Here is a 15,680-nt window from a genome sequence, read left to right on the forward strand (position 1 = left end):
CCGGCGGGTGCCCGGGGCTACCGGAAGACCGTCCCGGTGCCGGCGTCCCGCATCGCCCCGGACAGGTTGCCGGCGAGGTTGTTGCCCGGCCCCACGACCGTCGCCACGCAGCCCGGGGAGGCGATGTTCAGGCCGTACCGCTGGGTCTTGACGGCCTGGAAGTCGGTGGCCACGTCGCCGCTGACGACGTTGCCGGAGCAGGGCACCCCCGGGGCCGTGGTGATCCGGATGCCGTCGCGGCCGGCGGTGTCGTCGGCGCTGTTGGCGACATGGTTGTCGACGATGTGGTTGTCGTCGCCGCCGTCGACGTTGATGCCGTCCTGCCCGGCCTGGTCGATCCGGTTGCCGCTGACGAGGTTGTCGTCGGCGGTCTTGTTCGGCTGGTCGGCGGTCGGCGACGACCGGTTGACCTGGATCCCGTGCCCGCCGACATCGGTGATCTCGCAGCCGGTGACGGTGTCCCCGCTGGTCGCCAGCAGCTCGATGCCGTCGCTGGCGGTGCCGCTGACCTGGCAGTCGCGCACCGTGTTGCCCATCGAGGTCCAGGTCTGGTTCTTGCCGTCGAAGATGATGCCCCGCCCCCGGGACGCGGTCACCCGCACCCGCTCCACCAGCATGTTGTTGCCGTCGTCGAAGTCGAGGGCGTCGCTGGTGGTGCGGGGCGGGCCGCCGGCCGACACGGTGAGGTCCCGGACCACCCCGCCGTCCAGCCCTTTCGTGTTGAACGGCTCGGTGTCGGCGGCGGCGGAGCTGTAGTTGCGGATCAGCGTGAGGTCCATCCCCGCGCCCGCGAACGTCACGTTGCGCAGCCCCACCAGCTTGAAGAACTCCGTGCCCAGGTCGAACGTGCCGGCGGTGAACACGATCGTGCCGCCGCCGAGCCGGTTCACGTCGGCCGCCGCGCTCTCCACCACGCTCTTGAGGCTGCCCGTCCAGGTCTGCCCCGTCACCTGGGAGACGGCGCGGTAGGTGGCGTCCCCGACGCGGCTGATCGTGTACGGCGACGGGTTCGGCGGGGCGGGGACGATCAGCTGAGGCATCCGCGTGTCCGTGCCCTCGCGGCCGGTGAGCCGGAATCCGGTGTCGTTGGTCGTGGTGAGCGCCAGGGTCACCGGCCCGTCCCCGGCGACCAGCGCCGACACGTCGACGGAGAGCCACGTGTCGGCCGCGGTCGGTCCGCTGCTGGCGACGGCGGGCCCGATCGGCGGGGCGTTCTGGTAGGTCAGCGTGTCCTCCCGCCAGTCGACGGCGGAGACGCCGTGCACGCTCAGCCCGGTGCTGCTCGCCGTCTCGGCGTACAGGCGCAGCACCGCCGACGCCTCCGCCCCGGCGCCGGTGACGTCGAAGCGCAGGTAGGCGACCTCGCGCGGCGAGCCGTCGACCCGCAGCGAGACGGCCGTGCCGTAGTTGCGGTCGGGGTGGTCGGCGTCCACGGTGGCGTCGGCCGCCGGGGTCAGGGTCGCCGCCGCGGCCGGCGCGGCGGGCCCCGCCAGGGCCGCGCCCGCCAGCAGCAGGACCGCCACGGCGCGGCCCGCAGTCCTGCGGTGTTCACTTGTCATGACTCCTCCAGCCCCGTACACGAGGTCGGGGCGACGCCCGGGGCGGGACGCCGCCCCGTCAGTTGTCCACAGGCGCCTCCACGTCGTGGTCGGCGCCGCGCTGCGCCGGTGGCGCCGCGCCGTCCGGCGAACGCCGGCGGCGGAGGAACACCCACAGCGGCAGCACGGCGAGGACGCCGCCGCTGGCCACCACGGCGCCCCAGGCGGGCAGGCCCCAGTGGTCGTCGTGCTCCTGCTGGCTGTCCATCGCCACGTCGTCGTCGACGTCGACGCCCAGCAGGTCCGCCAGCACCTCCAGGTATCTCACGCCGAACCGCTCGCTCGGCTCGATATGGGTGTTCTCGCTGAACTCGTTCCAGCTGATCACACCGAGCGCGTCGGGTTGGGACAGCCGCGCGGCGGCGAACGACGCCCGCAGCGTCTCGCCGTCGCGGCGGTCCACCTCCCGCTGCCCGCCGAGCTGGCGGGCGTCGTACCCGGGGGCGACCGGGGCGATCCACAGCCCGCCGTGCAGGTGCACCGCCCGGGACATCGCCGCCAGCCGGTTCTGCGTGCGGCCGTCGACCGGGTCACCCGACGACCAGTAGTACGCGTGGCCGTCGAGCGCCGTGCCGTACGCCGCGACCTCCTCGGTGGACTTGGCGGCGCCGAGAACCAGCAGCCGCTGCCGTGCGACGCGGACGGTGTCGGCGACCTCGGCGGCGGTGAACCGGTCGCTGCCGTTCCAGATCACCACCGGCTTGTCGAAGACGTCGAAGACCGCGTCGGTGGCGTAGCGGGTGGCGAAGAGGTCGAGGTCGGCGCGGACGGTGGCCAGGGGCAGGGGCTTGCGGCTGAAGTCGAGCCCCTGGTAGACGATGCCGAGCCGGAAGTCCTCCGCCCGGGCCACCTCGACCAGCTTGGCCAACCGGTCGTCGAGCTGCGGGGTGTGCTTCCAGGAGACCAGGAAGCCGGTCACCCCGGCCGCCTTCGCCATCCGCACGTGCCGCCGCATGATCTCGGTGTCGTCGCTGGAGTACCGCCCGAGCTGCGGATAGTCGATCTTCGCCCGGTTCCACGATGTCGGGTTGAACCAGATGTAGTAATGGGCGAACACGGGGACCGGGGCGGCGGCGGGGGTGGCCGGCGCGGCGCCGTCCGCCGCCCGGGCGGGCCGCGACGCGACCACCCCGACGACGGCGGCCACCAGCAGCGCCGCCAGGACGGACCCCAGCCCGAGCCGCAGCGGCCGCCGCCACCGGCCGGTCCGCTGGTGGGCCGCGCGCGCCCGGCGGGGCAGCCGGACCCGCAGCCGCCGCCGCAGCGCCGGCCGGCCGGCCAGGACCAGGCCGACCGCCACCCCGAGCACGCCGAGCACCACCAGCGCAAGGTCGACGGGGCTGATCACGCTGAGCGTCACCTGCTGGTCGCGGCTGATGCTCACCGGCCGCCCGAAGGAGACCCCGCCGCCGAGCACGGTCACCGTGTAGGTGCCCCGGGGCAGGTCGGGCACCAGGACGCTGCCGTCGGCGGCGAACGGCAGCCGTTGCACGCGCCCGTCGGCGCGGGTGAGCCGGATGGCGTCGCCGGCCCGCCGGGCGAAGAACATGTCGTCGGCGGAGAAGGACACCTTGAAGAAGAGCAGCTCGATCAGCCAGTCCTGGCGTTCCCACGGGACGAACTTGTGGCCCGCCCGGTTCACCACCGACGTGCCGTCGACCATGACGGTGTCGACGACGTAGTAGAGCTGCTTGGAGGCCAACCCCCGGGGGCCCTGCTGGGTGCGGCTCTCGGCGACCCAGAGCGGCCGGGCCAGGTCGGCCCCGGTCAGCTCGATCACCTCGCCGGTGTTGCTGCGCAGCCGCATCTCGGTCACCCGCTCGACGGGGACCGGCGCGCCGTCGCGGTCGGCGTAGCGCCACGTGACGCGGCGCTGCGTGCGCAGCCCCACCTCGACGGTGCGGCTGTGCACCCCGTGGTCGAGGCTGCCCCGGAACCGGTCGAGCAGCACCCGGCGGTCGGGGCCCACCTCGGTGGGCACCACCGTGAACCGCTGGTCCAGGCCGGTGAAGTTGCGCACCCGCACGCGCAGCATCCCCTTGGGGTCGGAGCGGGCCGTGTTGCCGTCGACCGTCACCACCACGCCCCTGATCGGCGGCACCATCTGGATCTTCAACGTGCCGGGCAGCGCGGAGGCGGGCGCGGCCACGGCGGGCGTCGGCAGGAGCAGCGCCGCGAGCACGCCCAGCAGCAGCGGCAGCAGCCGCCGGGCGGTCACCGGTGCCTCCGCCGGCCGCGCAGCGCCGCCGCCGCGACCAGCGCCGCGACCAGGCCGACCGCGACGGCGTACGAGGCGTAGACCGGCCGGGGGTCGGGGCGGTGCACCGCCACCGGCACCCGCTCGGCGCTGAGCAGCACGCCGGGGCGCGGCGGGGCGTCGAAGTCGAACGCGCCCAGGAACGTCTGCGCCTTCGCGTCCCGGCTGGCCAGCGGCTGCACCCCCCAGTTGACCTCGATGAACTTCAGGGCGGAGGTGAAGTCGAGGGTGGTCGAGTCGACGTACCCCCGGCGGGCGTACGGGCTGACCAGCAGCGCGGGCACGCGGAAGCCGTAGCCGTAGCGGTCGACCTGGGGCGGGGTGACGTGGTCGTACCAGCCGCCCCAGTCGTCGTAGGACCACAGGAACGCCGACGACGGCCAGTCCGGGGAGCGCATGAGCTGGGTGAGCAGCGCCCGGACGAGGTTCTGGCCGGAGCCGATGTTGCCGGGCGGGTGTTCGCTGTTGCCCGCCGGGGCGATGAACGACACGGCCGGCAGGTCGCCCCGGGCGGCGTCGGTGTAGTACTCGTCCAGGTCGACGATCTTGCTGGACAGCCGGGGGTCGTCGACGTAGCGGGCGTACGCGAGCAGCGGCACCCAGATCACCTGCGCGCCCCGGTCGATGTTCTCCTCCTCCACCCGGGACCGGAAGGTGATCGTCGGGTCGTAGTTCTGCACGTAGAACTTCCAGCTGATCCCGGCGGCCTCCAACCGGTCGAAGATGGTGGGGATGTCCCCCCAGCCCTGCGCCGGGATGGTCTCGGCCTTGCCGGCGGCGCCCGGCCCGCCGGTCACCCGGTACATGTGGTTGCGGATGCTGCCGGAGTTGGAGGAGCTGAAGAAGCGGTCGAACAGCACGTACTCGTCGGCGATGTTCCAGTAGTAGGGCAGGTCCCGCTCGTCGTAGTAGGCCATCGCCATCCGGCCGTCCTTGCCCTGCTTGCTCACCCCCTCGACGAAGCCGTCCATCCGGCCGCCGTTGAACTGGGTGCGGAACGCCTCGGCGGAGTGGTCCAGGTCGATCGCGCCTAGCTTGCCGATGTGGAACGGGGTGACGCAGGGCTCCGGCACGCCCCGTCGCACCGGCATGCAGACGTCCTTCGGGTACCCGTCGACGCCCGGCCGGGTGCCGAAGTAGTTGTCGAAGGTGTGGTTCTCCTGCATGAGGAAGACGAAGTGCTCGACGGGCGTGGCCGTGCGGGGGGCCGCCGGGGCCGGGGCGCTCGGGGCCGGGGCGCTCGGGGCCGGGGCGCTCGGGGCCGGGGCGGGCCGGGCCAGCGCCGCCGACGGCCAGGCCGCCAGGGCCAGGCCCGCCAGCACGGCGACGAGCGGCGTCCGGCGGGCCCGCCGCGGCACGGCGGCGGACGGGTGGACGGGGGTCGGACGGATCATGGACGCACCTCGTAGACGACCACCACGGGCACCGGCGTCACGCGACCCGAGGCGTCGGCGGTCCCGACGTACTCGGTGTGCACGACCCGGCCGTGGTACCGGCGGACGAGCGTCATCAGCCGGTCGGCGAAGAAGGGGGACCGCCGCGCGGAGAACGAGTCCCACACGACGTAGTGCAGATTGTTGTTGCGCAGCCACCCGTCCGGGTTGTTCAGCGGCACGTAGGACGGGTTGCGGTGCAGCGGGTTCGGGCTCACCGACAGGCCGTAGCTCTGCCGCCGGCTGTAGAACCGCACGATGTTCGACATGGAGGGGCCCAGCGTGAGGATCACCGAGCCCTCCGGGGTGTGCGCGGTGATCCAGCGTCCCGCCTCCCGGCCGCCCGGCACGCCGCCGGAGCCGGCGAGGAACGTCGAGCGGCCCTGGTGGCTGACCGCGTCCCAGGACGAGGCCGCCAGCGTCGAGACGACCAGGGCGACGGCGGCCAGCCGCAGCGCCCGGCCGGCGCGGGCCGGCACCGGGCGGGCGGTGCCGCCCCGGCCGGGCCAGCGCAGCCGCGCCGGCACCGGCACCAGGAGCAGGGCCCGCGCGCCGAGCAGCGCCACCGGCACCGCCACCGGCAGCAGGTACTGGAAGCCCTTCACCGGCCAGAGCTCGAAGAACACCACCGGCACGGCGATCCAGGACAGCAGCAGCGTCTCCCGCCAGCCGTTGCGCCTGCGGGCCCACCAGAGGCCGCCCGCCGCGGCGACGAGCAGCAGCACGCCCAGCGCCGCCGGCACGGTCTCCAGGTAGAACGACATGGGATGGTTGGGCCGGCGGAACAACTGCCACACCAGGTAGTTGCGGCCGCTGTTCGACCCACCGGCGAGGGCCTGGGAGACGGGGTGCGCCGCGAAGACCACGGCCAGCGCCGGCAGGACCAGCAGGGTGGCCCGCACCGGCCGCCGCACGCGCGGGGTCAGCGCCAGGAACGCGTAGACGCTGCCGGCCAGCACGACGCTGGTCTCCTTCGCCAGCATGGTGAGCCCGAGCATCCCGGCGGTGGCCAGGTACCAGGCCAGTTCCTGCCGCTGCACGTAGCGGACCAGGCAGTAGAGCGTCAGCGTGCTGAGCAGCACCATCGGCCCGTCCAGCAGGATCTGCCGGGTCACGATCACGTGGTACGGCATGACCGCGAGCAGCAGCGCGGCGAGCAGCCCGACGCGCCGGCCGTAGAGACGGGCCCCCAGCGGGTACACCGCCAGGACGGTGAGCACCCCGATCACGGCGACGAACCACCGGCCGCCCATGCCCACCTCGCCGGACCGCAGCAGCGGCGACAGCACCGCCTGGAACAGCATCGGGTGCGCCCGGAACACCGGGAACAGGTCCGTGTAGCCGGGGTTGCCGGCCAGGGAGGCGGCCTGCCCGGCGTAGACCACCTCGTCGCTGTTGAAGCCGAAGAGGTCGATCCGCCAGGACCGGACGAGCAGGGCCAGCCCGCCGATCGCGGCCAGCGCGGCGGCCACCGCCCACCGGCGGCGGGTCAGGGCCGGCAGCCACCCCGCCGGCGGCGGGAACCCGCGGCGGACCGGGCCGTCCGGGTGGTCCCGGCGCTGGCCCGGCACGACGGCCGTGGCGGTGCCCGGCTGGCTCACGCGGGCTCCCCGGCGACCGTCAGGTCCCCGCTCCAGCGCGGCCACCCCTGGGCGGGCACGACGGGGGCCGCCGCCGCGCCGCGCTCGCCGCGCAGCAGCCGGGGGATGTCGTCGGCCCAGCCGAACCGGTCGGAGACGAGCACCCGGCTGCGGACCCGGGACAGGAAGCCGGCCAGGATCTCCCGCTCCCGCAGGCGCAGCTCCGGGTAGTGCAGGCCGTCGATGGCCAGCGACGGCGCGAGATACCGGAAGGGCGGGAAGCCGTACGCGTCGTCGGTGTTGCGGATCATCCGGGTCACCGTCTCGTCGTGGTCGAGCTCGCTCGTCGCGGGCCGGCCGCGCTCGATGACGAAGAGCTCCTCGACCCGGGCGGTGGTGCCGATGCGGCACGGCACCAGCCGGTCGACGCTGTACTTGGGCGGCGGCACCAGCAGTTGGGTGACGGCGTTGATGCCCATGATCGGCAGGTTGAACCGGGCCAGGGCCAGCGCCAGCGACCGGCCCCCCTTGGAGTGCAGGCGGCTCTGCCACTGCAACCGCCGCCACTCCCGGGGCGTCAGGTCCTGCGCCTGCACGGCCCGCAGGGTGTGCGCGCTGATGGTCAGCGGCTTCGGGAAGCAGGTCGCGGTGCCGTCGGGCCGCACGATCGTCATGTCGTCGGAGAGGAACAGCCCGCCGTGGTCGCGCAGCAGGCGCAGCACGGTCGCGGTCTTGCCGGTGTCGGTGAGCGCGGAGAGCATCACCCCGACCCCGTCGAGGGTCACGCAGGCCGAGTGCAGCAGCATGTGGCCCCGGGCGACCATCACGAACCGCAGCAGCGCCTCGACGATGTTCGTGTAGACCACGTGCGGGGACCGGGCCAGCAGCGGGCCGACCTGGATCTCGATGGGCGAGCCGAGCTGGATGCGGAAGTTCGCGCCCAGCCGCCCGAGCTGCTCCTCGTAGCGCAGCACCGAGCGGTCGGCGTACTGGGTCAGCGCGGCGCGGCGCTGCGGGCCCCGCCCGCCAACGTCGCTGACCCGCACCGCGATGTCCACGTCGGCGTCGGCGACCCACTGGGCCCGGAAGAACTCCAGCTCGGGCAGCATGATCTGGGACCCGATGGTCACCACCCCGGCCACGTCGTAGCGGTACTTGAGGTACTGGTAGCGCCGCCGCGACGGCGGGGTGACCGCCTCGGCGGCGCCGGAGGCGATCAGCAGCCGGACCGGGTCGCGCCGGCCGCGGTCCAGCGCCGCGTAGATGACCTGGTCGTTGACCAGGAAGCGGACCAGGAACAGCGCCGCCAGGGTGGCCGCGTTCGCCACCAGCACCCCGACGCCCGCGAACACCAGGGCCTGCAACACGGGCAGCCGCAACAGCAGCAGGACGTTGTTGAGCAGGAAGAACCGCACCGCCCGGGCCGGCAGGGAACCGACCCGGGTGCGCCGGTAGATCAGGTTGTCCACCAGCAGGAAGTTCCACGAGGTCGACAGCTGGGTGGCCAGCGCCGCGCCCAGGAGGTGATGCAGCCTGGCGGGTTCGTAGAAGAACCAGAGCGCCGCGGTGTTCACCGCCATCCCGGACAGCCCGACCAGCCCGAAGCAGACCATCCGGACGAGCTGGCGCAGCCGGTCCGCCGGGGTGCGCGGGCGACGCCGGATCTGCCCGACCAGCCGCCGGCCGCGCAGCCGCGACAGGTGCCGCAGGAACGTCACCCCCTCCCGCAGGGACGCCTTGGACCGGCCCTCGTGCCGGGGCGCCATCTCGTACGCGACCTCGGCGACCCGCGCGCCGGGGTGGCGCACCAGCAGCTCCAGCAGCACCTTGAAGCCGAGCGGGTTCATCCGGTCCAGCCGCACGGCCGCGCGCCGGAACGCGAAGAGGCCGCTCATCGGGTCGCTCACCGTCGCCAGCCGGCGCGGGAACATGGTCTTCACCAGCCGGGTTGCCACCGACGAGGTGGCCTCCCGCAGCGGCCCGTCCAGGCCGGCGGTGGAGCCCCGGCCGGCGTACCGGGTGCCGATCACGACGTCGACGTCGTGCCGCATGGCCACCGCCGCGAGGGTCGCGGCCGACTCCGGCGGGTGTTGCAGGTCCGCGTCCATGACCAGGACCCACTCGCCCCGGGCGTGCCGGGCGCCGAGCAGGACGGCCCCGCCCAGGCCACCGGCCCGTGCCTCCGGCGGCCGGTGCAGCAGCCGTACGGGCACCGGGGCCCCGGCGCACGCCGCGGCGATCGCCTGGTCGGTGCCGTCGTCGCTGTCGTCGACGAACAGCACCTCCGCCCGCAGGGGTGTCAGCAGCGGGGCGAGGCGGCCCAGCAGCACGGGGACGTTCTCCGCCTCGTCGCGGGTCGGCACGATGACGGTCAGCCGGGGCGGCGGCGCACCGTCCGGGGCGCGCAGCTCGCGTGGCTCCGGCACCGCGTCTTCTCCGACGGCCTGCCGTTCGCGGGCGTCCGGCCCGTGTCCGATCATGGGAAACCTCTCCAGCCTCCGGTTCCCGAGCAGCCCGGAGCCATTCACAGTCATTGGGAAACGGCGTATGAGCACAGGAATGCAATTCACGTACGCGGTTCGAAGCCGACGGAATCGTCGGCCCATAGGTTCGCTCGGGTACGGGAGAGGTTATGGGGAATGACCGCGAGTGGTCCAATGTCTGAACAGTCCAAAAAATGACATAGCCATTATGCGCGGGCAGTTGTCCGCTTTACGAGAGGCAAGCCCATGGAAAAGGCCCGACCACGAGGTCACGCATTTCTGCGACCCGCTCCCGGCGCGGCGGTTCACGCAACTTCCACAGAAATGCCGCGTCGCCGAAAAGGAATCTGATTCCTTTTCGGCGACGCGGCACGGGGACGGGGTCGGTCAGGGTGCCGCCGCCCCCGGGACCGCCCCGGCGTCCCTCGCGGGAGGCAACTGGTCGTGCAGGTCGCTGATGAAGTCGGACCGGCCGGCATCGCTCCAGTCGCACCACGTTCCCGCCGGGGCGGGGCCACGGCAGGCCCGGGAACTCTCGATCGCGGTCCCCTCGCCCCACTCGTTGTAGGTCGTCACGAGCTGCCAGGGCGCCCCCGAGGCGTTCATCCGGGCCAGCCCCGCCCGCCAGCGCGCCCGGTCCCGGGACAGGAACGGCGACTGGCCGTACGCCAGTCCGGCCTTCCAGAACCCCGGCGAGACGGTGTACGACCCCTCACCGGGGGCGCCGCTGAAGTCGTGCTCGGCCCGGGCCGGCCCGTACTGGTGCCACCCGGCCACCCCCGCCACGCCGGAACAGCCCGGGTAGCCGGGAAAGACCTTCAGGTTGACGTTCACCGTCTCCCCGAACCGCCGCTGGAGCAACGCCTGGGCCTGGACCCAGCGGTCCACGGTGGCGCAGCCCTGCGCGGTCGTCACGTCCCCCGCGTTGTAGACGAAGACGGGCATCCCCCGGTCGGGCAGCACGGCCAGCGCCGAGCCCTCCCCGCCGTAGGTGGCCCGCAGGTAGTGCAGGTCGTCGGCGATCCGCTCGGGCGTCGGATCCGACGTGCCCTCCGGCTCGTAGTAGGGCGCCCAGACGAACCCGGTGCCCTGCGCCGCCCGGACCATCGCCGGCCAGTGCCGGTCCGTCACCGTGCCCCGACCGAACCACGACGCGACACCCATGGTGATGCCGCCGTACCGCATGTCCGCGACCTGCGCCCGCACCACCGGCTCCTCGACGGCGTACCGGCCCCGGACCGGGACGTAGTTGGTGAACGGGTCCAGGCCCTGCTGCCGCCAGGCCTCCGGAAACCACGGATAGTAGAAAGCCGCCCTGATCACCGCCGGGGCCCGCGCCAGCAGGCGGAAGACGACGGTGTGCCGGGCCGAAGCGCCGGCGGCGGCGACCACCACGTCGTACGTGCCGGCGCGGGTGGACACCGAGGTCCGCACGGTCAGCACGGCCGACCCGCCGGAGGCCACCACCGCCGGCTCCACGGTCGCGGCCGTCCCCGCGGGCAGTCCCCCCACGGTGAGGGAGACCGCCTGCGCCGCCCCGGTCGTGGTGATCGTCCGGACGGTGGCCTGGACCAGGTACCCGGCCACCACCGACGCCGAGCCCGGCACCACGGCCAACGAGAAGTCGTCACCCGCGCTCGGGCGGGACACCGTCGCGCCCGCCTCGGATCGGACCGGCTCGGCGAGTCGGGTCGGGCCGGCGGCCAACTGGCCGCAGGCGACGAGACTCACGATCAGCACTGCGGCACATGTCATCAGCCCGCTCCCGCCGACATGGGGCCGACCAGGCGGTGCGACCCGATACCAGACAGAACGCAACAGCCCGCCGGACGTCACTGCCTCCCGACCGGGGGGTGACGGGATGTCGGGCAGGTGGGGGCATCAACGGGGCGGGATACCCCCACCTGCCCGACATGAAGTCGATCAAGCCGGCCAGGCCGGCGCACAACGGGGCGGTTCGGGCACTCGGGCGGGGCCCGCCGCGCGGGTCGTCCGGCGGCGGTCGTGCCGCGTCGGCCCGACCAGGCGTTACCCTGACAACATGCAGGGCGTCGTCTCCCCCACCGCGACCGGCGGGGCCTTCCTGGCCCGCCCGGGCCGCCCCGCTGTCGTCGCCGCCACCCTGACCGAGCTGACGGGTCCGACCCGGGGCGTCGTCGAGCTGCCCGTACGCCTGATGTGGAGCGCGGACCGCACCTTCGACCTCGGCGACCCGGACGACCTGCTCTGGATGTACGAGAACGTCCTGCGTGAGACCACCCGCGCGGCCGACCTGCGCCAGTTGGTCAACGGTCACCTGTTGCGCCAGGTGTGGTGCCTGCTCAACCTGCCCCGGGGGGTCCGCGAGGCGTGGGAACGCCGGCACCGGGTCCTGCGCCACGAGGGCGGCGGGCCGGCGGTCCTGACCGGCGACCGGGCCCTGCCGGCGGCGTGACCGGGGCCGCGCCGCCGGACGACTTCTACCGCGAGGTCGCCCGGGTGGCCCTGTCGGTCGCCGGGCGGCACCGGTTCGTGCTGGGCGGCGGCGTCGCCTGGGCCGCGCACGGGCTGTTCTCCCGCCCGACGGAGGACGTGGACCTCTTCGCCGACGTCGAGGGGGCGGCGGCCGCGGCGGCGGCCGGGGTGCGTGCGGCGTTGGAGCGCGCCGGGTTCGAGGTGAGCGACGCCGACCCGGACAGCGACCTCGCGGAGTTGTTCGCCGGGTTCGACCGGGACATGAAGGACTTCGTGGTGAGCCGGGGGCCGCGCCGGATCCGGTTGAGTCTGGGCCGGCTCGACCGCAACCGGAGCCCGGTGGTGATGGACCTCGGGCCGGTGATGGACGTCCGCGACCTGGTCGCCAACAAGACGGCGGCGCTGGTCAACCGGCGGGAGGTCCGGGACTTCATCGACGTGGCGGCGGTGCTCGACCACTATTCGGTCGCCGAGGTGCTCGGCCTGGCCCGGCAGCTCGACCCCGCGTTGGATCCGCAGGACGTGCGGGCCGCCGGTCACTACCTGGACCGGCTGCCGGACCGTCGCTTCGCCCGGTACGGGCTGGACGGGGCGCAGGTCGCCCGGCTGCGGGCCCGGCTGGCGGGCTGGCCCCGCTGACGCCCGCCGCGGCGGGGCCCGGCGGACCGGCTCGCAGCCGCGCGGGGCCCGGCGGCCGGGCCCGCAGCCGGGCGGGGGCCCGGCGGACCGGCGGCGGATCGGGTCGCTGTGGCGGGAGTGACGGGGGCTCGTTATGGTGCGCAGCGACGCCCACGAGGCGCATCCCTTCCTCTGGAAAGGCACCTCATGACCTCCTCCTCCGGCGCCTCGCGCCGCCAGGTGCTGGCCGTCGCGGCGGCCGCCGCGACCGCGCCCCTGATCGCCGCCGCCCCGGCCCGGGCGGCCGGGTCGAAGGACCCGAAGACGGCGAAGGGACCGAAGACCTGGGACCTCACCGTCCTGGGCACCTCGGACACCCACGGGAACGTCTACAACTGGGACTACTACCGCGACGCCGAGTACGACGACAGCAAGCACAACGACGTCGGCGTCGCGAAGCTGGCCACCCTGGTCAACCAGATCCGCGCCGAGCGCGCGGGCCGGGCGACCCTGGTCCTCGACGCGGGCGACACGATCCAGGGCACCCCGCTGGCGACGTACTACGCCAAGCAGGAGCCGATCACCAGCACCGGTGAGACGCACCCGATGGCGAACGCGATGAACATCCTGAAGTACGACGCGGTGACGCTGGGCAACCACGAGTTCAACTACGGCCTGCCGCTGCTGGCGAAGTGGATCGGCCAGCTCGGCTTCCCGGCCCTCGCCGCGAACGCGGTCAACGCGGCGACGGGCAAGCCGGCGTACCTGCCGTACGTGATCAAGGAGGTCCGGCTCGGCGGGCACGGCGCGCCGAAGCTGAAGGTCGGGATCCTCGGCCTCACCAACCCGGGCGTGGCGATCTGGGACAAGGGCAACGTCGAGGGCAAGCTGGTCTTCGGCGACATGGTGGAGACGGCCGCGAGGTGGGTGCCGGTGATGCGGGCGCGCGGCGCGGACCTCGTCATCGTCTCGGCGCACGGCGGCGACAGCGGCACCTCCAGCTACGGCCCGGAGCTGCCGAACGAGAACCCGTGCGCGATGATCGCCGAGCAGGTCCCGGGCATCGACGCGATCCTCTTCGGGCACGCGCACAACGAGGTCGTCGAGAAGTTCGTGACGAACGCGCGCACGGGCGCGCAGGTGCTGCTCTCCGAGCCGTCCAAGTGGGGGCAGCGGCTGACCCGGATGGACTTCACGCTCACCCGCGAGCGGGGCTGCTGGAAGGTCGTGTCGAAGCACGCGACCATGCTGAACACCAACACGGTGGTCGAGGATCCGGCGGTGCTCGCGGCCGTGCGCGGCCAGCACACCAAGACCGTGTCGTACGTCAACACGGTCGTCGCCCGGTCCATCGTGGAGCTGTCGGCGGCCGAGTCGCGCTACCGGGACACCCCGATCCTGGACTTCATCAACCACGTGCAGACCGAGGTGGTCACCGCGGCGCTGGCCGGCACGGAGCACGCGGCCCTGCCGGTGCTGTCGATCGCCGCGCCGTTCAGCCGCACGGCGGTCTTCCCCGCCGGTGACGTGCGCATCCGCGACGTGGCCGGGCTGTACGTCTACGACAACACCCTGGAGGCCGTGGTCCTCACCGGCGCGGAGGTCCGCGCCTACCTGGAGTACTCGGCGAAGTACTTCACGACCCTCGCGGTGGGCGCGCCGGTGGACCCGGCGACGATCAGCGACCCGGCCGTGCCGGACTACAACTACGACGTCTTCTCCGGCCTCGACTACGACATCGACGTCAGCCGGCCGGTCGGCCAGCGGATCACCCGCCTGGCCCTGCCCGGCACCGGCGCCCCGGTCGCCGACGACGCCCGGTTCGTGGTCGCCGTGAACAACTACCGGCGCAGCGGCGGCGGCAACTTCCCGGGCATCGTGAAGCCGCAGGTCTACAACGCGCAGCAGGAGATCCGGCAGTTGCTCATCGACTGGGCGCAGGAGCGGGGCACCATCGACCCGGCCGACTTCTTCGTGCCGAACTGGCGGCTGGTGCGGGCGGGCGTGCCGGTGGAGTTCCCGACCGTCTGAGCTCCGCCCCGGGCCGGGCGGCCCCGACCCGTCGGGTCGGGGCCGCCCGCTCAGTCCAGGAGCCTCATCGCGGCCCCGCCGGTCGCGCCTGCGGGAGCCGGTCCAGCAGCGCCAGCGCCGCCCGCACCGGAGCACGGGTCAGCGTCTCGTCGAAGCTCGCCCGGCCCAGGCAGAACCGGACGAACATCCGCCACCCGGCCGGGGTGGCCAGCAGGGCGTGGAAGACGCCCGGCTGGCGGGAGAACACCTCCAGCAGCCGGTGCCCGGCGCGCATCGACGGCGTCAGGTCCCGGTCCACGGCCCGCCGGTAGCCGTCCAGGTCGCCGTCGACGACGGCGGCGCCGGCGAGCGCGCCGGAGCGCAGCGCGTAGCTGATGCCCTCGCGGCTCCACGGCTCCAGCAGGCCGGCGGCGTCGCCGGCGACCAGCACCCGGCCGTGGCGCAGCGGCGAGTCGTCGGCCCGGCACCGGGTCAGGTGCCCGGAGTCGTGCTCCGGGTCCACCCCGGCCAGGCCGAGCCGGTCGACGAAGTCGCGCAGGTACGCCCGGGTCCGCTCCCCCGCGCCCCGGCCGGCGATGACCCCGACGGTCAACGTGTCGCCCTTGGGGAACACCCACGCGTAGGAGCCGGGGATCGCCCCCCAGTCCAGCAGCAGCCGGCCGCGCCAGCGACGCCGTTGCGCCTCGGGCACCGGCAGTTCCAGCTCCAGGCCGAGGTCGACCTGCCGGTACCGCACGCCGACGTGCCGGGCCGTCACCCCGGAGGAGCCGTCGGCCCCGATCACCGTGCGCGCGTGCACGACCTCGCCGTCCGCGAGCCGCAGGCGTACCCCGTCGGGGTCCTGTTCCACGGCGCGGACCGCGACCCGCTCGCGCAGCTGCGCCCCGGCGGCGACGGCGGCGGCCCGCAGCCGGTCGTCGAACTCGTCGCGGCGCACCATCGCGATCAGCGGCCCGGCGGCGTGCCGGCGGGTGAACTCGCGCCGGCCGTCGCGGGTGAACGTCACCCGGTCGACCCGGTCGTGCGCGGGCACGTCGATCCGGCCGGCGACGGCCGCGAGGGAGGTGCCGATCAGCCCGCCGCCGCAGGTCTTGTACCGGGGGTGCGCGGCGCGTTCGACGACCAGGGTGCGCAGCCCGGCGGTGGCCGCGACGTGGGCGGCGGTGAGCCCGGCGGGGCCGCCGCCGACGACGACAAGGTCCCAGTTGATCACCGTTGCAGCCTAG

General features: G+C 73.9%; 10 protein-coding genes. 3 read left to right on the forward strand and 7 right to left on the reverse strand.

Annotated features, from left to right (window positions below):
• Positions 1-17: 17 nt before the first annotated feature.
• The 6 genes from O7633_RS03790 to O7633_RS03815 form a co-directional block, all read right to left on the reverse strand.
• Positions 18-1,559, reverse strand: a complete 1,542-nt coding sequence (locus tag O7633_RS03790; protein WP_282326041.1) for a DNRLRE domain-containing protein — start codon at positions 1,557-1,559, stop codon at positions 18-20.
• Positions 1,560-1,617: 58 nt separating this feature from the next.
• Positions 1,618-3,816: a hypothetical protein gene (locus tag O7633_RS03795; RefSeq protein ID WP_282326042.1), complete on the reverse strand. Its 2,199-nt coding sequence runs from the start codon at positions 3,814-3,816 to the stop codon at positions 1,618-1,620.
• Positions 3,813-5,249, reverse strand: a complete 1,437-nt coding sequence (locus tag O7633_RS03800) for an alkaline phosphatase family protein (protein WP_282326043.1) — start codon at positions 5,247-5,249, stop codon at positions 3,813-3,815. Before O7633_RS03800 ends, O7633_RS03795 begins: the two co-directional genes overlap by 4 nt.
• Positions 5,246-6,889, reverse strand: coding sequence for a glycosyltransferase family 39 protein (locus O7633_RS03805; protein ID WP_282326044.1), 1,644 nt, complete (start codon positions 6,887-6,889; stop codon positions 5,246-5,248). Before O7633_RS03805 ends, O7633_RS03800 begins: the two co-directional genes overlap by 4 nt.
• The gene (locus tag O7633_RS03810) at positions 6,886-9,294 is read right to left on the reverse strand and encodes a glycosyltransferase (protein ID WP_282326046.1); all 2,409 of its coding nucleotides are present in this window, start codon (positions 9,292-9,294) and stop codon (positions 6,886-6,888) included. The genes O7633_RS03805 and O7633_RS03810 overlap by 4 nt, the downstream gene beginning before the upstream one ends.
• 444 nt (positions 9,295-9,738) lie before the next feature.
• A complete protein-coding gene (locus O7633_RS03815) occupies positions 9,739-11,106 on the reverse strand; it encodes a hypothetical protein (RefSeq protein WP_282326048.1) in 1,368 nt (455 codons plus the stop codon).
• Positions 11,107-11,392: 286 nt separating this feature from the next.
• On the opposite strand from O7633_RS03815, the gene O7633_RS03820 reads away from it, so the two are divergent.
• From O7633_RS03820 to O7633_RS03830, 3 genes are all read left to right on the forward strand, one after another.
• Positions 11,393-11,785 carry a hypothetical protein gene (locus tag O7633_RS03820; protein ID WP_282326050.1) on the forward strand — a complete coding sequence of 131 codons (393 nt, stop codon included), beginning with the start codon at positions 11,393-11,395 and terminating at the stop codon, positions 11,783-11,785.
• A complete protein-coding gene (locus tag O7633_RS03825) occupies positions 11,782-12,444 on the forward strand; it encodes a nucleotidyl transferase AbiEii/AbiGii toxin family protein (protein ID WP_282326051.1) in 663 nt (220 codons plus the stop codon). Before O7633_RS03820 ends, O7633_RS03825 begins: the two co-directional genes overlap by 4 nt.
• 186 nt (positions 12,445-12,630) lie before the next feature.
• On the forward strand, positions 12,631-14,454 hold the full coding sequence (locus tag O7633_RS03830) for a 5'-nucleotidase C-terminal domain-containing protein (protein ID WP_282326052.1): 1,824 nt from the start codon (positions 12,631-12,633) through the stop codon (positions 14,452-14,454).
• A 64-nt stretch (positions 14,455-14,518) separates the two neighbouring features.
• On the opposite strand, the gene O7633_RS03835 is transcribed toward O7633_RS03830, so the two are convergent.
• On the reverse strand, positions 14,519-15,667 hold the full coding sequence (locus O7633_RS03835; protein ID WP_282326053.1) for a geranylgeranyl reductase family protein: 1,149 nt from the start codon (positions 15,665-15,667) through the stop codon (positions 14,519-14,521).
• Positions 15,668-15,680: the final 13 nt, after the last annotated feature.

Origin of the sequence: Micromonospora sp. WMMD712 (genome assembly GCF_029581295.1) — a bacterium.
Lineage (GTDB): Bacteria > Actinomycetota > Actinomycetes > Mycobacteriales > Micromonosporaceae > Micromonospora > Micromonospora carbonacea.